Genomic DNA, 23022 nt, shown 5'->3' on the forward strand with positions numbered 1-23022 from the left:
GCCCACAACCCGCCCCTGCAGGGGCCCAACGGAGACAACAACAATGTTCAGTCATGTGATGGTCGGTGTGAACGACCTGGAAGTGTCCAAGAAGTTTTACGACGCGCTGCTGGGCACGCTCGGTGTGCCGCCCGGCGTGGCCAACAAGAACCGCTACTTCTACCGCGGCCCCAACGGCACCTTCGCCATTTCCACCCCCATCAACGGCGAGCCCGCCACGCAGGGCAATGGCGCCACCATCGGCTTTGCGGTGCAGTCGCCCGAGCAGGCCGACGCGTTCCACGCAGCCGGCGTGGCCCACGGCGGCACCACGTGCGAAGACCCGCCAGGCTTTCGCGAAGGCCCGTCGGGTGCGCTGTACCTGGCCTACCTGCGCGACCCGGACGGCAACAAGCTGTGCGCGCTGCACCGCCCGCCCAAGCCTGCTGCGGCGTGATCGGCAGGGCCATGTCGTCACCGCTGCCGCCGCCGTTGCCCTGCCGGCCCGTGGCCGCTGCACGGCATGCACCCCGCCGCAGGGGTGAGGCGCCGGTGGCGCAGCGCCTTGGTGCGTAGGGGATACTTGGCCGCTTCGTTCCCCGCCCGCCCACCGGGTGAGGGGAACCCCCCAACACGAGGACCCGCCATTGAAATCCGCCAGCGCCACCACTTTTGACGAGGCCTACTACCAGCGCTTTTACTTCGACAAAAAGACCAGCGTGGTGGACCCGGCGCACATGGAGCGGCTGGGCACGTTTGTGTGCAGCTATCTCAAATACCTGCGGGTGCCGGTGCATCGCGTGCTGGACGTGGGCTGCGGCATCGGGCTGTGGAAGGGCATCGTGGCGCAGCATTTTCCGCAGGCCAGCTACCAGGGCGTGGAGATCAGCAGCTACCTGTGCGAGCGCTTCGGGTGGGAGCAGGGCTCCGTGGTGGACTACGCGGCGGACAAGCCGTTCGACCTGGTCATCTGCCAGGGCGTGCTGCCCTACCTGAGCCCGCCGGACCTCAAGGCCGCGCTGCACAACCTGGGCCGCCTCTCCCAAGGCGCGCTGTATGTGGAGGCGGTATCGCGCGAGGACTACGAGCGCGACATCATCGACGAAGACCTGACCGACAACCGCGTGTTCCGCCACCGCGCCGATCTGTACCGCCGCGGCTTGCAAGAGGGCGCGATCGAGCTGGGCGGCGGCGTGTGGCTCAGCCGCAAAGCCGAGCTGCCGCTGTTTGCGCTGGAGCAGTCGGGTGGGTCGTAGCGAGGCGCCAGGCACGGCCCTGCCGGCCAGCGTGGCGCCCCACGCCGTCTCCCGCCTGCGCACCGAGCGCCTGGCCCGCAGCGCCAAGCCCTTCCTCGCGCGCGGCGGCCCCAAGGGCGCGCGTTGCGCCGGCTGCCGGCTGGTGCCCAGCCACTGCATGTGCGCGCTGCGCCCCGAGGTGCCCACGCGCGCGGGCATGTGCCTGCTGATGGCCGACATCGAGCCGCTCAAGCCCAGCAACACCGGATGGCTGATCGCCGACGTGGTGGCCGACACGTTTGCGTTTGGCTGGGCGCGCACCGAGGTGCACCCCGGCCTGCTGGCGCTGCTGGCCGACCCGCAGTGGCAGCCCTACGTGGTGTTCCCCGGCGAGTTCGTGGCGCCGGAGCGCGTGGTCACGGAGGTCGCGCCACCGAATGGCAAGCGCCCGCTGTTCGTGCTGCTGGACGCCACCTGGCCCGAGGCGCGCAAGATGTTCCGCAAAAGCCCCTACCTCGACCACCTGCCCGTGCTCAGCCTGCAGCCCGAGCAGCTGTCGCGCTACCACCTGCGCCGCTCCACGCGTATGGACCACTTCTGCACATCCGAGGTGGGCGCGCTGTGCCTGGAACTGGCCGGCGAGCCACACGCCGCGCACACGCTGGAGGCCTACCTGGACGTGTTCACCGACCACTACCTGCAGGCCAAGCACCAGCTGCCGGTGGATGGCAGCGATGCCGTGCACCAGCGGCTCATGGACCTGCGCAGCGCGCGCTGAAAAAACACCCGCGCCACCAGCGCGGCCCGGCAGGCGGCGCCACACGGGCAAAATGCACCGATGAAAGCACCCCCCCGCCTGCAGTCCCTCGTTGAAGAAGGCTTGATCGACACCGTGGTCCGCCAGCTCATGAGCGGCAAGGAGGCCATGGTCTACGTGGTGCGCTGCGGCGACGAAACCCGCTGCGCCAAGATCTACAAAGAGGCCAACCACCGCAGCTTTCGGCAGGCGGTGGACTACACCGAGAACCGCAAGGTCAAGAACTCGCGCTCGGCCCGCGCCATGGCCAAGGGCAGCAAGTTCGGCCGGCAAGAGCAGGAGGCCGCGTGGCAAAGCGCCGAGGTCGATGCGCTGTACCGCCTGGCCGCCGCCGGCGTGCGGGTGCCGCAGCCCTACAACTTTCACGACGGCGTGCTGCTGATGGAGCTGGTGACCGACGCCAACGGCGACGCAGCCCCCCGCCTGAACGACGTGAGCTTCACGCCCGAAGATGCCCGCGCCCACCACGCCACGCTGGTGGCCGAGGTGGTGCGCATGCTGTGTGCGGGCGTGGTGCACGGCGATTTGTCGGAGTTCAACATCTTGCTGGCGCACCTGCCCGGCGAAGACGGCCAGCCCGCGGCGGACGGCCCCGTCATCATCGACCTGCCCCAGGCGGTGGACGCTGCCGGCAACAACCACGCCCAGCGCATGCTGCTGCGCGACGTGGCCAACCTGCGCGATTTCTTCGGCCAGTTCGCGCCCGAGCTGCGCGCTACCCAGTACGGCCCCGAGATCTGGAGCCTGTACCAAAGCGGCCTGCTGACCAACGAGACCCCGCTCACCGGCCGCTACGCGCCCGAGCACGTCGATGTGGACATGCAGGCCGTGCTGCGCGAGATCGACGATGCGCGCGACGAAGACGCAGCGCGCCGGCTGCGCATGGCCGCAGGCTGACGCGGGTGGCCCACCCGCGCCGCGCTCCTGCCATGCCCTCTGTCTCCATCCGCAACTTCCTGCCCGGCGACGAGCCTGCATTGCGTGCGGTTTTCCATGCCTCGGTGCAGGGCCTCGCGTGCAAGCACTACACCGCCGAGCAGCTCGCCGCCTGGGCGCCTCTGGAGCACGACCCCGCGCAGTGGGCCCAGCGCATGCAGGCCAACCAGCCCTTCATCGCACAGGCAGATGAAGGTGGCGCCATCGCCGGCTTTGCGGACCTGCAGGCCGACGGCACCATCGACATGTTCTACGTGGCCCCGGCGTTTGCGGGCCAGGGCGTGGCGCGGGCGCTGATGGCCCACATCCACGCGCAGGCCGTGGCGCGTGGCATCGCCCGGCTGCACGCCCACGTGAGCCTGACCGCCGAGCCGTTTTTTGCCGCGCAGGGCTTTGTGGTGCAGGCGCGCCAGCAGGTGGAGCGCGCGGGCGTGGTGCTGCACAACGCGCGCATGGACAAGGCGCTGGGGGTGGGGATGGGCGCCCACTCCTGATTCGATAGCTGGTGGCGCTTTATCATCGGGCGCTCAAGGCCGATTTGGCTTGCAATCCGCCCGCCCTGCCGGGCCCCCGCGTTCGCCGGTGCCTTACAGTAGCCGCCCCGCAGCACGCAAACCACCCCCACACCACAGCCCCCAGGCTGCCCCACCCATGACCAAAGACCTGGCCCGACAGAACGATCTCAAACCCATGGCTCTGTGCGAGCCGTGCCAGGGCATTCAGCGCAATTGGCGCAAGGCCCCCGGCCACGCCGAGCTGGTGCAGCGCGGCAACCGCAAGGAAGAGCGCGACCACGGCACCGTCACCATCACCCGCTATGTGTGCGACCGCTGCGGCACCGCGTGGGAGTATGAGAACGACAAGACCGACCAGAAGGTCGGCTGGTCGGTGGTGGGGCGCTGAGACGCCAGGGAACTTCAGCTATTGAAATAATAGCTGGCAGCGCTTTGTGGATAAGCGCTAGCGGCCTATGTGGCCTATGTGACCTATGTGGCTTGCATTCTCGGCCGCGATGCCCCGAAACTGAGCCGACACCCGCGCATCCGCCGCCGCTGCGCGCCAGAACGCCAGTGCCAGGCCCCGCGCATCGGCCCATTCGCCCAGCGTGGCGGCGGTGGGTTGCAGGGGGCGGCTGGCAAAGTCGCGCGGCACCAGCTCGCCACCCACCGGGGCGTAGAGCATGGGCAGCATGTCGTAGGTGGGGGACAGCGCCCAGTCGTCATCTTTGAGCACCAGCGAGATGTTGCCGTAGTGCCGGTCCGTGTTGGCGATGAGCTGGCCATAGGCCTCCAGCAGGCGCAGGGTGCGGGCGTCGGCGGGGGTCAGCAGGTGGCGCGCTGCCATGCGGTTGGCGGTGGCGGCCCAGTTGTCGATCTCGCCCACGTACTCGGCGTTGTACACCTGCAGCGACACCATGCCGATGCGTCCGCCCAGGTGGTCGGTGCCCTGCCCCGCCAGCGGCGTGCGGTCAAAACGCTCCGACTCCAGGAACACGCGCCCCGCGTCCATGAACAGCTGCGTGGGCGCCGCCGGCAGCCCGGCCTGCGCCAGGGTCTGCAGCGCCAGGTGCTCGCACACCAGCAGGTCGCGCAGGCGCTGGTCGGCGGGGGCGTCGCCCGCGGGCGAGAACTTGACGATCACGTGTCGCCCCGCGGTGATGGTGCAGAACTTCGGCTGCTCGCCGCCCGCTGACGAGCCGGGGTGGGTGCCGCGCATGGCCTGCTCGGCCAGCGCGGGGTAGGCCGCGGCGGAGTCCACCCGCGAGGCGCGTGCAGGCAGCGTGTGAAAGCGCTGGAACGCAGCCTCGCCCATGATGAGGTTGCCCGGCAGGTCGTCGCCATACAGCGTCATGGCGCGCAGCACGTCGTCGTCGCTCCAGTGGCCCGGGTCGTGGCCCAGCTGCAGCTCGGGGTGGGCGTGCGCAAAGGTGCGGCCCATGAAGCCCTGGGGCCGCATGTCGTCCAGAAACCAGGGCAGGCCGTCGTGCCGCGCGCTCACACCGTCGGCCTCGTCCACCCAGAAGGCGCCGCCCTCCAGCGGCACCATGCGCGCAAACGGAGACGGGCGGCCGTGCGCGTCGATGCGCATCACCAGCACTTCGTTGCCCACGTTGGGCACGGTGCGCGGCAGCACATAGCGCTGCGACCGTGCCGCGCCCACCTTTTGCACCTGGCCCGCGTGGATCAGCGGCGCAAGCGCCCGCGACACGGTGGGCTGGCTCACGCCCAGCAGTTCCTGCAGCTCGGCGCTGGTGAGCACGCCGCCCTGGCGGCGCAGGGCGGTCAGGGCTCTGGAGGTAAGTTCTGGTGGGCGGGCCATGAATGATTATATGAATGGATAGATTTCGTTGAAAATCCAATGAATTCAATGGTTTGTATGCATTTATGAATAGATAAATTAGCACGCAGGCCATGCAGAAGTGGCACGATGGCGGTGAATCACCCGGCACCTTTTCATCGCCGGTGTGTCCGACAGCCCTTCAAGGAGAGAACCAGCCATGCTGCACCGCCGACGATTTCTGACCACCGCCTCCCGCAGCCTGGCCCTGGGCGGCGCCGCGGTGTTGACGCTGGCGGGGCGTGCCGCGTGGGCCCTGCCCAGCTACACCGTGCCGCTGTCGCAGCTGCAGGAGATGACGTCCACCAAGTTCCCGCGCAGCGTGCCGGTGCAGGGCCTTTTCGACCTGACCCTGCAGGCGCCGCGGCTGCGCCTGTTGCCCGAGGTGAACCGCATCGGCGCCACCATGGCGGTGGACGCGGCGGGCGCTGCGCTGCGGCGCAGCCATGCGGGCACGTTCGATGTGGAGTTTGCGCTGCGCTACGAGGCCAGCGACCGCACGCTGCGGGCGCACCAGATCAAGCTGGGCAAACTGGATTTCCCCACGCTCAAGCCGGCGGTCAACGAACTGCTCAACGCCTACGGCCCGGTGCTGGCCGAGCAGTCGCTGGGCGAAGTCACGCTGCACCAGCTGCGCCCGCAAGACACCGCTATGTTCGACGGCATGGGCCTGCAGCCGGGGGCCATCACGGTGACGGCCAAGGGGCTCACGGTGGCGTTCGTGAACAAGCAGCAGTGACGCCGGTGGGGCGCTGCCGCCATCAACCGCCACCGCAGCGCCCTGTCTGACTCCCTCTCCCCCGCGGGAGAGGGCCGGGGAGAGGGGGTTTTTGCGGGGGACGCGGCGCTTGTCCCTCCTCAGGCCAGGAGGGCGGATTCAACGCCCCGCCTTGCTACTTCCGCTCCGCCGCCACCCGCCGCTGCGCCGCTGCAAACGCATGGTTGCGAATCCACTGCAGCGCCTGTCCGCGCTGCCCGCTTTCGGCCGACACGGTGGACGTGGTGGCCACCACCAGGTCCATCGGCGGATACACCCAGATGAACTGTCCGCCAAACCCGCTGGCCATGAAGGTGGGGCGCGGCGCCTTGCCGGGTACCACCCACCACAGGTAGCCGTACGACAGCCCCACCGGCGGGCCGCCGGTGCTCTGCACCTGCACTGAGGCATCGGCGAATGCCTCGGGCACCAGCGGCTTGCCGTCCCACTGGCCGTGCTGCAGGTACAGCTGGCCGAGCTTGGCCATGTCCAGCGTGCGCAGGTGCACGATGCTGCCCTGGTAGCGCGGCGCGGCCCACCCCATGGGGCCGACCAGTTGCTGGTGCGCATAGTCGGGCAGGGGCATGCCGGTGGCTTTTTCCAGCACGGCGGCCAGCAGCGGCGTCACGGAGTTGTCGTAGGCGAAGGCCTGGCCCGGGTCTGCCGCCAGCGGACGCGCCCAGGCCTCGCGCGCGGGCAGCGGCGGCGCGTTGCCGGACCGGGTGCGCGGGTCGCTGGCCTGCGAAAAGCCCGCCGTCAGCGTCAGCAGGTGCCGCAGCGTGATGGTGGCGGCGCGCGGGTCGGGATTCAGGGGCGCCCACTCGGGCACCAGGTCCACCACGCGCTGGTCCACGCTGGCGATGCGGCCCTGCGCGATGGCCGTGCCCAGCAGGGCCGACAGTGCGCTCTTGGAGGCCGACTGCGTGTCGCGCAGCTTGTCGGGCTCGCCATCGCGGTAGAAGCGGTACACCACCCGGCCGCGCAGCACCACCACGGCGCTGTCGACATCGGCAAACTGGGGCGTGGCCAGCGTGGCCTGCACGCCCTCGAACGCCGCGGCATCGAGCGCCTGCTCTTCAGGCGTGGAGGTTTCGCGCCAGGGCGTAGGGGTCGATTGCGTTGGCGATTGGGATTGCGCCTGCGCGGCAGGCCCGGCCAGACACGCCAGCAGGCCGACGGTGATGCCAATCGAGCGAATGGGCCAGCGACGAGTGCGCATGCAGACTCCTTCATCAAGCGGTGGGCGGACGGTGCGTTCGCGCAGTGTAGAAGCGCAGACCTTTGCGGCAGCCAAAGGCGGCGCGCTGTGCCGCGCGCCCACGCGGTCGTGCGTTGAAGTGAGCCGGACCCGGGGAGCTATCGCTCAGTGGCCCGCCACAGCCCTGCGCAGCGCTGCGCGCGCCAGCAGCCGCGTCGAATCCAGCGTGGGCAGGGCCGAGTTCGCGTCGCTGAGGATGAGCGGGATCTCGGTGCAGCCCAGCACCACCGCGTCGCAGCCCTCGTCGCGCTGCATGCGCGCGATGACCTGCTGAAACGTCGCCACCGACGGCGCGCGGATCACGCCGGGCACCAGCTCGTCCATGATGATGCGGTTGATCTCGCTGCGCTCGGCCTCGGCGGGCCTGACCCAGGCCAAGCCCTGTGCAGCCAGGGCGTCGGGGTACACGCTGCTGTCCACCAGCCAGCGGGTGCCCGTGAGCGCCATGCGCTGGTAGCCCCGCGCCGCGGCCTCGGCGGCCACCACCTGGGCAATGTGCAGCCAGGGCAGCGGTGAATGCGGCTGCACCCGGTCGAACGCCTGGTGGATCGTGTTGTCCGGGCAGATCAGAAAGTCCGCGCCCGCCCGCGCGAGCTTGTGGGCCGACGCCAGCATCAGGTCGGCCACGCCCTGCAGGTCGCCGCGGTCCAGGCAGTCCACGTAGTCGGCCAGCGAGGGCGTGTGCATCGACACCTCGGGGTGCGCGTGCGCACGGCCCATCAGCGCTGCGCCTTCGGTGCACAGCGTGCGGTAGCACAGGGCCGCACCTTCGGCGGAGCAGCCCACGATGCCGATGTGCAGCGGCTTTGCGCGCGCGTGTGCCGGGGTTGGCAAGGGGGTGTGGGGGGCGGGCGTGGATGCGGTCATGCGGCGGCGGGCACGGTGGCCGGGTGGGCGACGGGGAGGCCTCCATGATGCCAGCCGCGCCATCCCCCACCAGGCCAAGTCAGCGCAGCGCCGCGCTGCCCGTCCCTGGCCGGTGCGCCGTCAGTCGCCCCGCACGCGCTGCGCAAAGCCGCGCTGCGCGAACTGCTCGACGATGAAGTCCACGAACACCCGGGTGCGCGCGGGCAGCAGCTTCTTGCTGGGGTAGTACAGCGAGGTGGGGCCCGAGTCGGCCCACCAGCCGGGCAGCACCCGCACCAGGTCGCCGCGCGCGAGCCAGGGCTGCGCAAACGGCATGGGCAGCACGGCCATGCCCAGGCCCATCATCGCGGCCTGGCACATGGCCTCGGGGTCGTCGAAGACGATGCGCGGGCGCAGCTCCGCGGGGGCCGCATCGCCCGCCTTGTTGCGCAGGGTGGTCACCTGCACGCGCCCGGTGCGGATGGTGCGGCGCGCAATGCCGTCCCAGCGCGCCAGGTCGGCGGGGTGGCGCGGCGCACGCCGGCCGCGCAGCAGCGCGGGCGCGGCCACCACCACCAGGTGGATCTGCCCCAGCGTGCGCGCCACCATGTCGGGGTTCAGGTTGAGGCCACCGCCGATGCCCGCGTCGAAGCCCTCGCCGATCAGGTCGACCTGCCGGTTCTCGAAGCGCCAGTCCGGCTGGATGGCCGGGTAGCGCTGCAAGAACTCATCGAGCAACGGCACCAGGTAGGCCCTCCCGAACGCCAGGCCCATGCTGACCTTGAGCGTGCCCGCCGGCTGCCCATCGGCCTCGGCCGCGTGTGCCACCGCGTCGGCCAGCGTGCCCAGCGGCTCGCTGATCTGCGCCAGCAGCCGCTGCCCGCCCTCGGTCAGCGCCAGGCGCCGCGTGCTGCGCTGGAACAGCCGCACCCCCAGGCCGGCTTCGAGCCGCGCCACGTTCTTGCTCACGGCCGCAGGCGTCAGGCCCATAAGCCGCGCGGCGGCCGAGAAGCTGCCGGACTCGGCGGATTTGACGAAGGACTCGAGGTGGCTCAGGGGCTGCATGGTGGGTCTCGGGGTGGCACGCCATTTTCAACCAGGGGTTGAAATAAATACAGCCCATTCATGGCTACCGCACATGCAATGGTTTGCCGACACTGCAGGTGTTTCGCGGCTTCCACAACCGCTCTTTGCAAACCCCTGATTCCCCGGAGAACACCATGACCAGCACCTCTACCCCTGCCCCCGCTTCCGTGCAGCCTTCACCGTCCCCCGCAACCACCGCAGGCGCCCTGGCCGGCAAGGTGGCGTTCGTCACCGGCGGCTCGCGCGGCATCGGCGCGGCCATCGTGCGGCGCCTGGCGCGCGATGGCGCCGCCGTGGCCTTCACCTACAGCAGCTCCGAGGCACCGGCCCAGGCCGTGGCCGCAGCCGTCGAGGCCGCCGGTGGCCGTGCGCTGGCCTTGCGCGCCGACAGCACCGATGCCGCGGCCCTCACAGCGGCCATCGACAACGCCGCCCGCACGCTGGGCCGCATCGACATCCTGGTCAACAGCGCCGGTGTGGCGGTGGCGGGCGAGATCGACAGCTTCTCGCTGGCGGACTTCGACCGCACGGTGAACGTCAACGTGCGCGCCGTGTTCGTCGCCACGCAGGCCGCCGTGCGCCACATGGTGCAGGGCGGCGCCTATGGCCGCGTGATCACCATCGGCAGCACCAACTCCGACCGCATTCCATGGGCGGGCTTCAGCGTGTACGGCATGAGCAAGGCCGCCATCGTGGGGCTGACCAAGGGCCTGGCGCGCGACCTGGGGCCGCGCGGCATCACCGTGAACAACGTGCAGCCCGGGCCGGTGAATACCGACATGAACCCGGCCGACGGTCCGCTGGCCGGCAACATGCATTCGATGATGGCGCTGGACCGGCACGCGCACCCCGACGAGATCGCGGGCATGGTGGCCTACCTGGCGGGGCCCGAGTCGGGCATGGTCACGGGTGCCAGCCTGCTGATTGACGGCGGCTTCGCGGCCTGACCGGCCTGACCGGCCTGACCGGCCCGTGCATCGCCCTGTGCGCCACCGTCACTGCGCCGGCTTGCGTGCGCGGGGCTTTTTCTGGACGGCAGGGCCGTGGGCCGCCAGCTCCTGCGGCGTGAGGGTGTAGGCCGGGTTGCCCGCCACCATCTCCACCGCCAGGTCGATGAAGGCCCGCACCCGCGCGGGCAGCGCGGTGCGGCTGCCGTAGTACGCGTACAGCGCCAGGTGCTGCGCCACGTGCTGGGGCAGCAGCGGCACCAACTGGCCGCTGCGCACCAGCGGCGCTGCGGTCACGCCCACCAGCTGGCCCACCGCGTGGCCGCCCACCACGGCGCGCGCCTCGACCTCGATGTCGTTGGTGCAGAACGCGGGGTGCACCGTGCGCGCCACGATGTCGTCGCCCACCTGGAACTCCCACGGCATGGGCTTGCCGGTGGACGGGTGCCGAAACCCGCTGCAGCGGTGCTGCGCCAGGTCGTCGATGCTGGCAGGCGCGCCGTGGCGGGCGATGTAGGCGGGCGCGGCGCACACGATGAGCTGCAGGGTGATCAGCCGCCGCGCGACCACGCCGCCCTCGGGCGGGTAGCCCGAGCGAAAGCCCACGTCCACGCGGTCTTCCACCCAGTTGCCGATGCGGTCGTCCAGCTGCACATCGGGCTCCACCCGCGGGTGGCGGCGGCAGAACTCGTGCAGCACCGGCCAGATCACCTCCAGCACGATGGAGCGCGGCGCCGCAATGCGCAGCGGCCCGGCCATCTCCTCGCGCCCGCGCCGGGCGCCCTGCACCGCGTGCTGCAGCGTGGCCAGGCCCGGCTGCGCCGACGCCAGAAACTGCCGGCCCTCCTCGGTCAGGCTCAGGCTGCGCGTGGTGCGGTGGAACAGCCGCACGCCCAGGTGCGACTCCAGCTGCACCAGCAACTGGCTGGCCGCCTGGGGCGTGATGCCCTGCGTGGCGGCGGCCTGGCGCAGGCTGCCCAGCTCGGCGGCCTTGGCGAAGTTGGCGATGGCGCGCAGTTCATTGATGGCCATGGTGGGCAGGCATTGTGCCGTTCGGGTGCGGGGTGAGTGTGTGGTGGATTGGCAAGCACTGCTTGCGAATGAATCCAGAGATTATGGGCTAGTCGCGTGGCAATGACGTGCCTAAAGTTCACGGCCATGGGCACCGCCCATTGCTCAACACCACCTCAAGGACCTGCCATGACTTCCACCACAGCCACCACCACCCATTCCTCGTATCCCCGCGTCTGGATGATCACCGGCGCCTCGCGCGGCATCGGCGCGCGCATTGCCGAGGCCGCGCTGGCCCAGGGCGATGCCGTCGTCGCCACATCGCGCAGCGCCGCGTCGGTCGAACAGCGCCTGGGCGCCCGCGACGCGCTGCTGCCCCTGGCGCTGGACGTGACCGACGAAGCCCAGGCGCAGGCCGCCGTGCAGCGCGCGCTGGCGCACTTTGGCCGCATCGATGTGCTGGTCAACAACGCAGGCTACGGCCTGCTGGGCGCGGTCGAAGAAGCCACGGCCGACGAGGTGCGCCGCCTGTACGACACCAATGTGTTCGGCCTGCTGCACGTGACCCGCGCGGTGCTGCCCGCCCTGCGTGCACGCCGCGCCGGGCACGTGGTCAACATCTCGTCGCTGGGCGGCGTGCAGTCGGCCGCGGGGTTCGGTGTGTACTGCTCGACCAAGTTCGCGGTCGAAGGGTTGACCGAGGCCCTGCACGCCGAACTGGCGCCGCTGGGCATCCACGCCACGGTGGTGGAGCCCGGGTACTTTCGCACCGAGTTCCTGGACGGCAGCTCGCTGGCCGTGTCGCCCCAGGTGATGGACGACTACGCCATGAGCGCCGGCGCCGTGCGCGAGGCCGCGCGCCGCATCAACCTGAACCAGCCCGGCGACCCGGTGCGCCTGGCCCAGGCCATCATGCAACTGGTGGCCAGCCCCACGCCCCCGCTGCGCCTGCCGCTGGGCACGGACACGCTGCAGACCATTGCCGACAAGCACGCGTTCGTCGAGCGCGAAACCGCGCAGTGGCGGGCGGTGGCGGCGTCCACGGACTTTCCGGCAGAGACGGCATTGCGCGCGGCTTGACGCAGGCCGGATGCACGGCGCGGGCTGGGCGGCGAGCGCCCCGCCCGCCGCATCGGGTGGGGGTTCTGGCAACCGTCCTACATCGGCGCGGCAGCGCGTGGATTACAACCGGACATCGTTGTTGTCCATGCCCTGCCGACACACCGGCCGGCGCTGATCCCCCTTCTGCCATGGCATCTCCATCCCCCGCTACTTCCAACGCCTTCCGTAACGCCAGCGCCCAGGTGGCGCCGGTGGTGGTCATCACCGGTGCGTCCAGCGGCATCGGCCACGCCACCGCGCTGGCCTTCGCCCGCCGCGGCGCGCGCCTGGTGCTGGCGGCCCGCAACCCCGACACCCTGGCCCCCGTGGCCATGGCCTGCCGCGAGGCCGGCGCCAACACCGCGCTGGGCGTGCCCACCGACGTGACCGACCCCGACGCCGTGGCCCAACTGGCCGATACCGCGCTGCGCCACCATGGCCGCATCGACGTGTGGATCAACGGCGTGGGCGTGGGAGCGGTGGGCCGGTTCGACGAGACACCGGTGGCATCGCACCGCCGCGTGCTGGAGGCCAATCTGCTGGGGCACCTGCACGGCGCACATGCAGCGCTGCGCCACTTCCGCGAGCGCGGCGAGGGCACGCTGATCAACATGATTTCTGCGGGCGGCTGGATTCCCTCGCCCTATGCGGCCGCGTACACGGCCAGCAAGTTCGGGCTGCGCGGCCTGTCCGAGGCGCTGCGTGCCGAAGTGTCCGACCTGCCCCGGGTGCATGTGTGCGATGTGGCGCCCACCTTCGTCGATTCGCCGGGCCTGTCGCACGGCGCCAACTACACCGGCCGCAACCTGCAGCCCCGCATCCCGATGCTGGACCCGCGCCGCGTGGCCGACGCCATCGTGGCGCTGGCCGACAGCCCCCGGGCCGTGACCTGGCTCGGCGCTGCCGCCGTGCCGGGCCGCGTGGCCCACACGCTGGCGCCGGAGCGCCTGGGCGCGGTGATGCGCTGGGTGACCGAGCGCGCCCTGGGCAGCGCGCGCGCCGTGCCGTCCGGTGACGGCAACCTGTTCGAGCCCTCGCGCGGCACCGCCATCGACGGCGGCCAGCGCCGCGCGCAGCGCCACAGCCTGGGCCTGGTGGCCGCACTCGGCGCCGCAGGCCTGGCCCTGGGCGTGTGGGCGGGCCGCCGCCGTTGATGATGATGATGATGGGGACGACCCAGCGCAGATGACGAAACCCAGCGCAGCGGCTCTGGCCGGGCGCTGCAGAGACGCCCGCAGAGTTTTTACAGCCGCTCCAAGGAGCTTGCCATGCCGGATTCCACCCCCCTGTCGTCGGCGCCCGTTGCGGCACCGGTCGCTCCCGCTGTTCCCACTGGCCCTGCTGCGCCTGTTGCGCCTGTGGCTGCTGCGGGCAGGGCCGCGGTGCCCTTCGTGCTGTATGCGGTGCGGGGCCGCGTGTACGCCAGCAACGTGAAGAACAAGCTCGTGGACCTGGGCCGCCTGTCGCATGACGGGGCCGATGGCACGTATGCCTATCTGCTCGATGGCGACAAGGCCACGGGCAGCGGGTTCGCCGATGCGCAGGCGGCGCTGGCGCACATCGCGCAGACGACCACCTTCCTCTTCCTGGACGGCCAGTTCACCGCGCTGGAAGACCTGGGCGGTGCCGACCGACCCGACATCGCCGATGTACCGCAATTGTCGGTCGCGCTGGAGCGCCCGGGGCGCGGCGATACGGCGGTGTCGAGGTAGCGAACGAGCTTCGGCCGGGGCACTGCCAGGCCGCCGCCAGGCAGCGCACGGCATCGGCCAGGGGGCCTGTCTGGCACGGCGGCCTGCAGCGCGGCGTGTTCACACCGGCCGCGAGAACTCCATCACCCAGTTCACTTCCCAGGTGCCGCCACCGTCGCCTGAAAACGCCTGCTGCCAGCGCGGCGTCGGCGTGCCGGTCCGGGTCCATTCAAAGCGCACCTGCACGGGGCGGCCGTCCAGCAGTTCCTGGCCTTCAAAAATGCCCACGCCGTTGTCGAAGCCGCCCACCACCGGCGGCATCAGCAAACCCGTGGCGGCATCAAGCCCGCCGGTGGTGTTGTCCAGCCAGTAGATGCTCCAGCGCTGCGCGGCGGGGCTGAACACCCGCAGCGTCATGCCCACGAAGCCGGGCTTCCAGGCCAGCGGCACAAAGTCGTCGCAGTTGCCGATGCCGCCGGGCAGGGGCCGCGCATGCCCGGTGGCGTCGAACACCTCCCAGTCGTTGCAGCCCGCCAGGCGCCGCACCAGTCGCGTGTTGCGGATGCGCCAGGGGCCCATGAGGAAGTCGAAGTCGCGCGCGGCGCTGGGCGCCACGGCGGGCGAGGGGATGGTGATGAGGTGGGGTGTCGTGGCCATGGTGGTGCTCCGGTGAGGCCGCTTCAGGCGTGCAACGCGCTGCGCGCCGTGGGCTGCAGCCGCAAGGACTCGGGCGCGCGGGCCAGCCAGGGCGCCAGGCCCGGCGCGACGCCGCGCTCCCAGGCGCCGCTGGTGGCAAACGCCTGCGCCGCCGATTCGCTGCCGAACAGCGCCAGTGCCAGCAGCATATGCTCGCCTTCGCGCACCGGCAGGCGGGGAAAGGTGTTGGGGCTGGTCTCGGTGCAGTACCACGCCACCTGCCGGGCGCCGCTGCGCTGCAGCAGGGGCGCCATGCGGTGGCGGCAAAAGTCCAGCAGCGCGGGCGTGGCGGCCTCGTGCAGGTGGAACACGGTGGCCGCCAGCAGGCCGGGGGCTGCGCCGCTGGCGGCGGCGGCACCCGGTGCGGGGCGCGGGTGCTGGGGCAATGCCGCCGCTGCGCCGGGCCAGGCGGGGCGCAGCAGCAGCACGTTGTCGGAGTCGATCATGGTGGCGTTGGCGGCGCTGCGGTGCGCCGCCCAGGTGGGGCCGCCGTAGAACGCTTCGAGCGCCTGGCGCCGGGCGGGCATGCTGGCAAAGCCGCGCAGCCAGACGAACAGGTCGGGCCGGTCCAGGTCGCGGAACTGGCCCAGCACGCGCATGCCTTGGGCCTCCTGCGTTTCCACAAACTCGCGGTCGAACAGGTCGATGAGCACTTCGCGCTGGTGCGGGTGCAGCGTGTACTGGCGCAGCTCGACGACGGCGCATGCGTCGGCGGCAGCGGGCGGGGCGGCGGTGGCGGAGGTGTCGGGCGTCGTGGCGGTGAGGGTGTCTTCGGGCATGCGGGCTCCTGCTGGAAATGGCGGGTGAAAGTGGTTGAAAGGCAACCAGCACTGCAGTCTGCGCCCGCATACCTGCCACCGCATGGCAGGTATTTCGGCTATCTTTGCGATGCCTGTTTCTGGCGGGGTGCGGCCGGCCGTTCGGCCCGCCGGTCCCCGTCCCCCCACCGACCTCATCGATCCACCCATGCGCGCCAGCCGCTTGTTGTCCCTTCAGATGCTGCTCGAGACCCAGGGCCGTATGAGCGCGACCGTGCTGGCCGATGCGCTGGAGATCTCGGTGCGCACGCTGTACCGCGATGTGGACCAGCTGAGCGCAGCCGGCGTGCCCATCTACGCCGAGCGCGGGCGCCACGGCGGGTTCGCGCTGCTGCCGGGCTGGAAGACCACGCTCACCGGGCTCACGCCGTCGGAGGCGCAGGCCGTGTTCCTGAGCGGCCTGCCCGGCCCCGCGCAGCAGCTGGGGCTGGGCGACGAGGTGGAGGGCGCGCGCCTGAAGCTGCTGTCGGCCCTGCCCGCTGCCTGGCGCGAAGACGCCCAGCGGGTGAGCACCCGCCTGCACCTGGACCCGGTGGACTGGTACCGCGAGAGCGACCCCACGCCCCACCTCGCCACCGTGGCCGCCGCCGTGTGGAACGGCCGCCAGATCACGATGCGCTACGAAAGCTGGGCCGACACCGTGCAGCGCACCGTGAGCCCGCTGGGTCTGGTGCTCAAGGCCGGTGTCTGGTACCTGGTGGCGCTGCCTGCCGCCCGGGCGGCGGGCGATGCCTCGGCGCGCGGTGAGGGCGGGCCGCGCACCTACCGCGTCTCCAACATCCTGGCGGCGCAGGCGCTGGAGGCGGCGGTGCGGCGCCCGGCGCGGTTCGATCTGCCCGCGTATTGGGCGGCATCCATCGAGCGCTTCGAGTCTTCGCTGTACACCGGCGAGGCCACGCTGCTGGCCACGCCGGCAGGCCTCAAGGGGTTGCGCATGCTCAGCAGCGCGGTGGCGCGGGCGGTGGCAGCGGCGCCGGCCTCACGCCGGCAGGACGGGCGGGTGGCGGTGACGGTGCCCATCGAGTCGGTGGAGCATGCCTGCGGCCAGTTCATGCGCCTGTCGCCCCAGGTCGAGGTGGTCAAGCCCGCCGCGCTGCGCCGCGCGCTGGTGGATCGGTTGCGCCGCACGGCAACGCTCTATGGCCTGTCGGTCGATGGGTAATAGGGTGCTATTAAATTTGTAGCTTATAGCGCTGGATGGTCGCGCGGTAGAGGCCGAAAAGATTCTGAATCAGGCCGCGAGCAGTGCCGGTGCGGGATGCGCGTGCGTCAGCTGAAAGCGGGTGTCCACGCGGAATACGGCCACCGATTGCACGAGCCCGTGGGTCTGCTGGTTCAGGGTGTGCGCGGCGGCGGCCATCTGCTCCACCAGGGCCGCGTTCTGCTGCGTGGACTGGTCGAGCTCGGCCACGGCGCTGCCGATCTGGCTGATGCCGGTGGTCTGCTCGCGGGTGGCGGCGCTGATCTCGCCGATCAGGTCGGCCACGCGGTGCACTTCGCCCACGATCTCCGTCATGGCCGAGCCCGCGGTGGTGACCAGGGTCGAGCCGGTCTTGACCTTGTCCGCACTGGCTTCGATGAGCGACTTGATCTCCTTGGCGGCCTGGGCGCTGCGCTGCGCGAGCGTGCGCACCTCGCTGGCCACCACGGCAAAGCCGCGGCCTTGCTCGCCGGCGCGCGCCGCCTCGACCGCAGCGTTCAGCGCGAGGATGTTGGTCTGGAACGCGATGCCGTCGATCACGCTGGTGATGTCGGCGATGCGGCGCGAGCTGGTGGCGATGTCGTTCATGGTGGTGACCACCTGGGCCACCACCGTGCCCCCGTTTTCGGCCGCTGCGCGCGCGGAGGATGCGAGCTGGCTGGCCTGCTGCGCGGTGTCGGAGTTCTGCTGCACGGTCGCGGTCATTTCTTCCATGGACGCGGCGCTCTGCTGCAGGCTGCGCGCCTGCTGTTCGGTGCGGTGGGACAGGTCGGTGTTGCCCGTGGCGATCTCGCGCGAGCCCGCTTCGATGGCGGTGGCCGCGGCGCGGACCTGGTCCACGATGCCCGCCAGCGCTGCCTGCATGCCGCCCAGCGAGGCGAGCACGCTGTCGGCCGGCGCTGCCGCGCCGCCGGGCACCGGGCCCAGGTCGCCCGAGGCCACGCGGCGGGCCGCGGCGCTCAGCTCCACGGGGTCGGCGCCCAGGGAGCGCATGAGGCTGCGGTTGATCAGCAGCGCCAGGCCCACGGCCGCAGCGATGGCGACGAGCGCCACCGCCACGAGCGCCAGGCGGTTGTCGCTGTAGTGTTCAGCGGCGATGCGGATCTCCTGCGCGCCCGACGCGGTGATGAGCTGCGTGTACTGCGACGTGGTGGCGATGAGCTGCTGCAGCAGCGGCTGGCATTCGGCGTTCATCTTGACCGTGGCCTCGTCCTTCCTGCCGGCCAGCGCCAGGGCCACGATGTCGAGCGCCACCGGGCCGTAGCGGCTTTCGATGGCCTCGAGCTTCTCGAACAGCGCGCGCTCGCCGGGCTCGACGTGCGTGCCGCGGGCCAGTGCCGCGCGCAGCTGGGACATCCCGTCCTGCACCCGCTCGTGCGCCGCCTTCACGGCGGCGGTTTCCATCGCGATGTCGGACGCACCGGTGAGCAGAATCAGGTTGCGCGCCGAGATCGCCCGTGCGCTGGCGGCGGCGTGCACATCGCGCGCCAGGCTGCCGCGGGTGAATTCGTTGCCGACGAAGCTCTGGAACTCGGCCTGTGCGCCGCCCAGGCTGCGCAGCGACAGGATGGAGACACCGATCAACAACGCGATCAGTACAAAAAATGCCATCGTCAGTTTCTGGGTGACGGTTTTGCTGTGGAAGTTCATGGTGGTGCTCAAGGGGCGCTGCAACGGTCACATCGGCGTGCGGCTCCCGGGGGACGCACTGGCGGTTAGCGGCTTTGTGACCAATTGGTTTTGTTTGTGACTTTTGGTTTCAATATGTGAATTATTGGTACGCAGGCGGCGCGGGTGTGTAGGCGAACTTCGACAACCCAGTCTAAAAAGGGGGCATCGGGTGGCGATGGGGATGTGCAGGCCCCTTTGATCGGTCCGTGGCCGCAGCGAAGGGGCCGCCTCCAGGCGATGCGGGTCGGGGGGTGGGCTGCGCCGTGTGCGCCGCGGTCTACAGCCCGCGCTCGACCATGTCCAGCAGCCGCTGGCCCAGGGCGTCCAGCATCGGCTGCGGCGTGCCCCGCAGCGGGCCGTCGATGGCCAGCAGGGCCATGCCGTGCACGGTGGACCAGGCCAGGTACTCCGCGCCGGGGCGGCGCTCGGCGGGCAGCGCGCCAGCGGCCACCAGGTCATCGAGCGCCGCGCTCAGGTGCTCGAAAGGGTTGAGCCCCGTGGCGCCGCCCATGGCCGGGTCCGGGTCGTGCTGCACCGTGAAGCGCCCGCCGAAAGCCGTGCGGAACAGCCCGGTCTCGGCGTGGGCAAACCGCATGTAGCCCGCGCCTACGGCGCGCACCCGGGCGTGGGCCTGCTCGGTGGGCGTGCCGGTGGCGGGCACCCGGGACAGCTCGGCCTCCATGAAGCGCGCGGCCGAGGCCACGGCGGCGGCGCGCACGGCATCGAGCAGATCGTCGCGGTTGGCGAAATGCCGGTACGCCGCGTTGGGCGCCACACCCGCGCGGCGCGTGGCCTCGCGCAGCACCACCGCGTCGGGGCCGCCCTGGCGGGCCAGCTCGATGCCGGCATCCAGCAGGGCGCGGCGCAGGTCTCCATGGCGGTAGGTGCTGCGTGCGGCCGGGGTGTTGCGGGTGCTTACGTTCATGGGTGGGGCAGATGTGGACACTGTCCATTATCTTTGGTATTGTTTGTGGACGGTGTTCACAATTGCGCGCCGCACCCCATACGACCCCAAGGAGACCGCCATGAAGATCGAGCCGTACCTGATGTTTGAAGGCCGCTGCGAAGAGGCCCTGGATTTCTACCGAAGCGCCCTGGGCGCCCAGGTGACCACGCTCATGCGCTACAAGGACAACCCCGATCCCGCCGCCGGCCCGGGTTGCGCCGAGGGCGGCGGGCCCGGCCCCACGCCGGAGATGGTCATGCACGCCGCGTTCACCGTGGGCGAGACGCAGCTCATGGCGTCCGACGGCATGGGCTCGGGCAAGGCCAGCTTCCAGGGCATCTCGCTGGCCCTGAGCCCTGCCGACGAAGCCGAGGCCCGGCGCTACTTCGATGCGCTGGCCGACGGCGGCCAGGTGCAGATGCCGCTGACCAAGACCTTCTTCTCCAAGGCCTTCGGCATGGTGGCCGACCGCTTCGGCGTGTCGTGGATGGTGGTGGCACCCGAATGAGCGCGCCGATGCTTGCCCTCTACGGCCACCCCTTTTCGTCGTACACCCAGAAGGTGCTGACCGCGCTGCATGAAACCGGCACACCGTACGAGCTGCGCAATCTAGACCCCGCCGCGCCGGGCGGCCACGCCGCCGAGTGGCTGCGCCACTGGCCGTTGGCGATGTTCCCGGTGCTGTTGGACGGCGAGCGGACGGTGGTGGAGAGCAGCATCGTGATCGAGCATCTGCAACTGGCCCACCCGGGCCCCGTGCGCCTGATACCGCTCGACCCGAAGGCCGCGCTGGAGGTGCGGTTCATGGACCGCTTCTTCGACCTGCACGTGATGGCCCCGGTGCAGCAGGCCGTGAGCGCGGCGCTCACCGGCGACCCGGCCCGCCGCGCAGAGGGCGTGGCCGCGGCGGCCGACAAGCTGCAAAAGGCCTACGCGTGGCTGGAAGGCGAGTGGGGCGGCCGGACCTGGGCCGCAGGCGCCGATTTCACGATGGCGGACTGCGCCGCGGCACCCGCGCTGTTCTACGCCGACTGGACGCATCCCATTGCCGACGCCTACCCCATGCTGCGCGCCTACCGGGCCCGGCTGCTGGCCCGCCCGTCGTTTGCGCAGGCGGTGGATGGCGGACGTCCCTACCGCCACTACTTTCCACTGGGCGCGCCAGACCGCGATTGAGCGCAGCGCGCTCCGCCTTCGACCCCCAAGGATCAAACCACCAAGGAGACCACCATGATGAACACCGAACCCCACGCCATGCACCGCTGGCTGCAACAGCTGCTGGGCGACTGGACCTGCACGTCCGACTGCGACATGGGCCCCGACCAGCCGGCCGAAAAGGGCACCGGCACGGAACACGTGCGCGCGCTCGGCGACCTGTGGGTCATCATGGAAGGCGCGGGCACCATGCCCGGCGGTGGCGGCGAGGCGCGCATGCAGATGACGCTGGGCTATGACCCTGAGCAGAACGTGTTCCTCGGCACCTGGGTCGGATCGATGATGACCCACATGTGGGTGTACCGCGGCACGCTGGACGCGGGCCAGAAGGTGCTCACGCTGGAAACCGAAGGCCCGAGCTTCAAGGGCGATGGCGCCACGGCGCGCTACCGCGACGTCATCACCCTTGTGGGCCCCCGTGAACGCACGCTCACCTCATTCGGCCAGCAGCCGGACGGGAGCTGGAAGCAGTTCATGCAGGCGACGTACAGTCGCAACTGATGGCAAGGCGGGGTCCGGTCCGCAGGGCCGGGTGAATACGGGATGAGACGCCCCAGGTGGGCAGTTCGAACAGTCAACCTCACAGGAGTCAGGATATGTCTTACATCGATGGTTTCGTGATCGCGGTCCCCACCGCCAACAAGCAGAAATTCATTGAGCACGCACGCCAGCTCGACCCGATATTCATCGAGCTCGGCGCTCTGCGCGTGATCGAAGGCTGGGGCGATGACGTCCCCGACGGCAAAGTCACCGATTTCCGCCGCGCGGTCCAGGCGACGGCCGAGGAGACGGTGGTCTTCTCCTGGATCGAATGGCCGGACAAAGCCACGCGCGATGCGGGCATGAAGAAGATGATGGAAGACCCGCGCATGGACCCCTCCACACCCGGCAACCCGCCCATGCCGTTTGATGGCAAACGCATGATCTTCGGCGGCTTCGTACCGGTGGTCGAGGTGAAGGCCTGAGCCGCTGTCGCAGTCGTGCCGCCCGGGCCCGGGCCATGGGACGAGAAGGGCGACCATCACGATGGCTGTCCTGATATCAAAACCATAGCTATCTGCGCTTGCCAGACAAGCGCTGGAGCCGAATTTTGTCAAATATCTCCGGCATGGCTGGGTGAGCCGCCAAGCCCCCACTGTCCCGCCCGGCGCACCGCACTGTCCTATCCGCCGCCCTTCTGTTCAGGCACCATGGGCTCCATATTCGACAGGCAACCGTCCGATAGTGGCGGTGCACAACACGAGGAGCCCCCTGATGTCGTCGTCCACCCCTGCCACCACCGCCACGCTGGTCCCCATCGTCCGGGCCCAGCTGCTGGGCCCGCAGTGGCCCACCATGGACCCGTTTCTTTTCTGCGCCCACCACGATGACGCCTACCCCGCAGGCAACGCCGCGTTCGGCCCCGCCGTGCCGGTGGAAGACCGCCAGATCGGCAGCGACTTCAGCGGCAAGGACGGCTGGAGCATGTACCACGGCGACACCGTGCCCGGTTTTCCCGGCCACCCGCACCGCGGCTTCGAGACCGTGACGCTGGTGCGCAAGGGCCTGATCGACCACTCCGACTCGCTGGGTGCGGCTGCGCGCTTTGGCGGCGGTGACGTGCAATGGGTCACGGCCGGCAAGGGCATCGTGCATTCCGAGATGTTCCCGCTGCTCAACGCCACCGAGCCCAACCCGCTCGAACTGTTCCAGATCTGGCTGAACCTGCCTGCCAAAAACAAGATGGTGGAGCCGCACTTCACCATGCTGTGGGACGAGCGCATTCCGCGCCTGGTGCACAACGACGCCGCCGGCCGCGCGACCACCGTCACCGTGGTGGCCGGTGCGCTGCCCGGCGCGCCCGACCCCCTGGCGCCACCGCCGGAGTCCTGGGCCTCGCAGCCCGAGGGCGACGTCGCCATCTGGACGCTGCGCATGGACCCGGGCGCCGAGTGGACCCTGCCCGCCGCGCAGGGCGAAGGCACGCAGCGCATGCTGTACTTCTTCGTCGGCGACAGCCTGCGCGTGGGCCCGCAGGACGTGGACCGCCACGCCGCGCTGCAGGTGCGCGCCACCGAGGACTGGCTGCTGACCAACACCGGCCCCACCACCGTGGAATGCCTGGTGCTGCAGGGCCGCCCCATCGGCGAGCCCGTGGCGCAGTACGGCCCGTTCGTGATGAACACGCAGGCCGAGATCATGCAGGCCATGAACGACTACCGCCGCACCCAGTTCGGCGGCTGGCCCTGGGACGACCAGGACCCTGTGCACGGCACTGAAGCCCGCCGCTTTGCGCGCTACCCCGGCCAAGCCGAGGAAGAGCGCCCGGGCGAGGACGCCGCAGCGGCGGTGCAGGCCTGAACACCTTCGCCCGGTGGGGTCGCCGGGGCTCCCCGGCAGGCGCCGGGCGGCTCGTGGACAATCCAGGGTTTCGACGCGCGCAGCGCTGCCAGGGGTTGGTGCCCGCTGGCCGACCGCTGCGCTGCGCCCTCTTT

The 23022-nt window shown here is 70.5% G+C and carries 26 protein-coding genes; 17 read left to right on the forward strand and 9 right to left on the reverse strand.

Going from position 1 to position 23022, the window contains the following annotated elements:
* Positions 1–43 precede the first annotated feature (43 nt).
* The 6 genes from ACSQ3D_RS22705 (at position 44) to ACSQ3D_RS22730 (ending at position 3870) form a co-directional block, all read left to right on the forward strand.
* A complete protein-coding gene (locus ACSQ3D_RS22705) occupies positions 44–436 on the forward strand; it encodes a VOC family protein (RefSeq protein WP_056171083.1) in 393 nt (130 codons plus the stop codon).
* A gap of 190 nt (positions 437–626) precedes the next feature.
* The gene (locus ACSQ3D_RS22710; protein ID WP_396505665.1) at positions 627–1235 is read left to right on the forward strand and encodes a methyltransferase domain-containing protein; all 609 of its coding nucleotides are present in this window, start codon (positions 627–629) and stop codon (positions 1233–1235) included.
* A complete protein-coding gene (locus ACSQ3D_RS22715; RefSeq protein ID WP_436128427.1) occupies positions 1225–1992 on the forward strand; it encodes a tRNA-uridine aminocarboxypropyltransferase in 768 nt (255 codons plus the stop codon). Before ACSQ3D_RS22710 ends, ACSQ3D_RS22715 begins: the two co-directional genes overlap by 11 nt.
* Before the next feature lie 60 nt (positions 1993–2052).
* Positions 2053–2928, forward strand: coding sequence for a PA4780 family RIO1-like protein kinase (locus ACSQ3D_RS22720; protein ID WP_436128428.1), 876 nt, complete (start codon positions 2053–2055; stop codon positions 2926–2928).
* Between the two features lie 32 nt (positions 2929–2960).
* On the forward strand, positions 2961–3461 hold the full coding sequence (locus ACSQ3D_RS22725) for a GNAT family N-acetyltransferase (RefSeq protein ID WP_436128429.1): 501 nt from the start codon (positions 2961–2963) through the stop codon (positions 3459–3461).
* Between the two features lie 157 nt (positions 3462–3618).
* Complete coding sequence (locus tag ACSQ3D_RS22730) at positions 3619–3870, forward strand: hypothetical protein (RefSeq protein WP_056171071.1); 252 nt, start codon at positions 3619–3621, stop codon at positions 3868–3870.
* Positions 3871–3927: 57 nt separating this feature from the next.
* On the opposite strand, the gene yjjJ is transcribed toward ACSQ3D_RS22730, so the two are convergent.
* Positions 3928–5286: a type II toxin-antitoxin system HipA family toxin YjjJ gene (gene yjjJ, locus ACSQ3D_RS22735; RefSeq protein ID WP_436128430.1), complete on the reverse strand. Its 1359-nt coding sequence runs from the start codon at positions 5284–5286 to the stop codon at positions 3928–3930.
* Between the two features lie 178 nt (positions 5287–5464).
* Between yjjJ and ACSQ3D_RS22740 the strand changes: the two genes are divergently transcribed.
* The gene (locus ACSQ3D_RS22740; RefSeq protein ID WP_436128431.1) at positions 5465–6043 is read left to right on the forward strand and encodes a DUF1439 domain-containing protein; all 579 of its coding nucleotides are present in this window, start codon (positions 5465–5467) and stop codon (positions 6041–6043) included.
* 154 nt (positions 6044–6197) lie between these two features.
* On the opposite strand, the gene ACSQ3D_RS22745 is transcribed toward ACSQ3D_RS22740, so the two are convergent.
* The 3 genes from ACSQ3D_RS22745 to ACSQ3D_RS22755 form a co-directional block, all read right to left on the reverse strand.
* Positions 6198–7280, reverse strand: coding sequence for a serine hydrolase domain-containing protein (locus ACSQ3D_RS22745; protein WP_436128432.1), 1083 nt, complete (start codon positions 7278–7280; stop codon positions 6198–6200).
* A gap of 144 nt (positions 7281–7424) precedes the next feature.
* On the reverse strand, positions 7425–8186 hold the full coding sequence (locus tag ACSQ3D_RS22750; RefSeq protein WP_436128433.1) for an aspartate/glutamate racemase family protein: 762 nt from the start codon (positions 8184–8186) through the stop codon (positions 7425–7427).
* Positions 8187–8306: 120 nt separating this feature from the next.
* Positions 8307–9230: a LysR family transcriptional regulator gene (locus ACSQ3D_RS22755; protein WP_056411267.1), complete on the reverse strand. Its 924-nt coding sequence runs from the start codon at positions 9228–9230 to the stop codon at positions 8307–8309.
* Between the two features lie 155 nt (positions 9231–9385).
* Here ACSQ3D_RS22755 and ACSQ3D_RS22760 point away from each other — a divergent pair, with 155 nt between their 5' ends.
* On the forward strand, positions 9386–10198 hold the full coding sequence (locus ACSQ3D_RS22760) for an SDR family oxidoreductase (RefSeq protein ID WP_436128434.1): 813 nt from the start codon (positions 9386–9388) through the stop codon (positions 10196–10198).
* Positions 10199–10246: 48 nt separating this feature from the next.
* On the opposite strand, the gene ACSQ3D_RS22765 is transcribed toward ACSQ3D_RS22760, so the two are convergent.
* Positions 10247–11230 (reverse strand): LysR family transcriptional regulator, encoded by a 984-nt coding sequence (locus ACSQ3D_RS22765; protein ID WP_396505673.1) that lies wholly within the window; start codon positions 11228–11230, stop codon positions 10247–10249.
* 168 nt (positions 11231–11398) lie between these two features.
* Between ACSQ3D_RS22765 and ACSQ3D_RS22770 the strand changes: the two genes are divergently transcribed.
* The 3 genes from ACSQ3D_RS22770 (at position 11399) to ACSQ3D_RS22780 (ending at position 14022) form a co-directional block, all read left to right on the forward strand.
* Positions 11399–12289 carry an oxidoreductase gene (locus ACSQ3D_RS22770; RefSeq protein WP_056171047.1) on the forward strand — a complete coding sequence of 297 codons (891 nt, stop codon included), beginning with the start codon at positions 11399–11401 and terminating at the stop codon, positions 12287–12289.
* 170 nt (positions 12290–12459) lie between these two features.
* Positions 12460–13464 carry an SDR family oxidoreductase gene (locus ACSQ3D_RS22775; protein ID WP_436128435.1) on the forward strand — a complete coding sequence of 335 codons (1005 nt, stop codon included), beginning with the start codon at positions 12460–12462 and terminating at the stop codon, positions 13462–13464.
* Between the two features lie 114 nt (positions 13465–13578).
* Positions 13579–14022: a hypothetical protein gene (locus ACSQ3D_RS22780; protein ID WP_436128436.1), complete on the forward strand. Its 444-nt coding sequence runs from the start codon at positions 13579–13581 to the stop codon at positions 14020–14022.
* 99 nt (positions 14023–14121) lie between these two features.
* Here the strand turns inward: ACSQ3D_RS22780 and ACSQ3D_RS22785 are convergent, their stop codons facing one another.
* Both ACSQ3D_RS22785 and ACSQ3D_RS22790 read right to left on the reverse strand, forming a co-directional pair.
* The gene (locus ACSQ3D_RS22785; RefSeq protein ID WP_396505676.1) at positions 14122–14658 is read right to left on the reverse strand and encodes a hypothetical protein; all 537 of its coding nucleotides are present in this window, start codon (positions 14656–14658) and stop codon (positions 14122–14124) included.
* 23 nt (positions 14659–14681) lie between these two features.
* Positions 14682–15476, reverse strand: coding sequence for an NIPSNAP family protein (locus tag ACSQ3D_RS22790; protein WP_436128437.1), 795 nt, complete (start codon positions 15474–15476; stop codon positions 14682–14684).
* 187 nt (positions 15477–15663) lie between these two features.
* On the opposite strand from ACSQ3D_RS22790, the gene ACSQ3D_RS22795 reads away from it, so the two are divergent.
* Positions 15664–16677 carry a helix-turn-helix transcriptional regulator gene (locus ACSQ3D_RS22795; RefSeq protein WP_436128438.1) on the forward strand — a complete coding sequence of 338 codons (1014 nt, stop codon included), beginning with the start codon at positions 15664–15666 and terminating at the stop codon, positions 16675–16677.
* 69 nt (positions 16678–16746) lie between these two features.
* On the opposite strand, the gene ACSQ3D_RS22800 is transcribed toward ACSQ3D_RS22795, so the two are convergent.
* Positions 16747–18366, reverse strand: coding sequence for a methyl-accepting chemotaxis protein (locus ACSQ3D_RS22800; protein WP_056411282.1), 1620 nt, complete (start codon positions 18364–18366; stop codon positions 16747–16749).
* A gap of 298 nt (positions 18367–18664) precedes the next feature.
* Complete coding sequence (locus tag ACSQ3D_RS22805; RefSeq protein ID WP_436128439.1) at positions 18665–19312, reverse strand: TetR/AcrR family transcriptional regulator; 648 nt, start codon at positions 19310–19312, stop codon at positions 18665–18667.
* A 100-nt stretch (positions 19313–19412) separates the two neighbouring features.
* On the opposite strand from ACSQ3D_RS22805, the gene ACSQ3D_RS22810 reads away from it, so the two are divergent.
* The 5 genes from ACSQ3D_RS22810 to ACSQ3D_RS22830 all read left to right on the forward strand — a co-directional run bounded on the left by ACSQ3D_RS22810 (position 19413) and on the right by ACSQ3D_RS22830 (position 22888).
* Positions 19413–19841 (forward strand): VOC family protein, encoded by a 429-nt coding sequence (locus tag ACSQ3D_RS22810; RefSeq protein ID WP_056411656.1) that lies wholly within the window; start codon positions 19413–19415, stop codon positions 19839–19841.
* A gap of 8 nt (positions 19842–19849) precedes the next feature.
* Positions 19850–20509, forward strand: a complete 660-nt coding sequence (locus ACSQ3D_RS22815) for a glutathione S-transferase family protein (RefSeq protein WP_436128440.1) — start codon at positions 19850–19852, stop codon at positions 20507–20509.
* 54 nt (positions 20510–20563) lie between these two features.
* Positions 20564–21049 (forward strand): DUF1579 domain-containing protein, encoded by a 486-nt coding sequence (locus ACSQ3D_RS22820; protein WP_436128441.1) that lies wholly within the window; start codon positions 20564–20566, stop codon positions 21047–21049.
* Between the two features lie 95 nt (positions 21050–21144).
* Positions 21145–21513 carry a DUF1428 domain-containing protein gene (locus tag ACSQ3D_RS22825; RefSeq protein ID WP_436128442.1) on the forward strand — a complete coding sequence of 123 codons (369 nt, stop codon included), beginning with the start codon at positions 21145–21147 and terminating at the stop codon, positions 21511–21513.
* A gap of 289 nt (positions 21514–21802) precedes the next feature.
* On the forward strand, positions 21803–22888 hold the full coding sequence (locus tag ACSQ3D_RS22830; RefSeq protein ID WP_436128443.1) for a pirin family protein: 1086 nt from the start codon (positions 21803–21805) through the stop codon (positions 22886–22888).
* Positions 22889–23022: the final 134 nt, after the last annotated feature.

The sequence above is a fragment of the Acidovorax sp. LjRoot117 genome, assembly GCF_964252695.1.
In the GTDB taxonomy this organism is placed as follows: Bacteria; Pseudomonadota; Gammaproteobacteria; order Burkholderiales; family Burkholderiaceae_C; genus Acidovorax.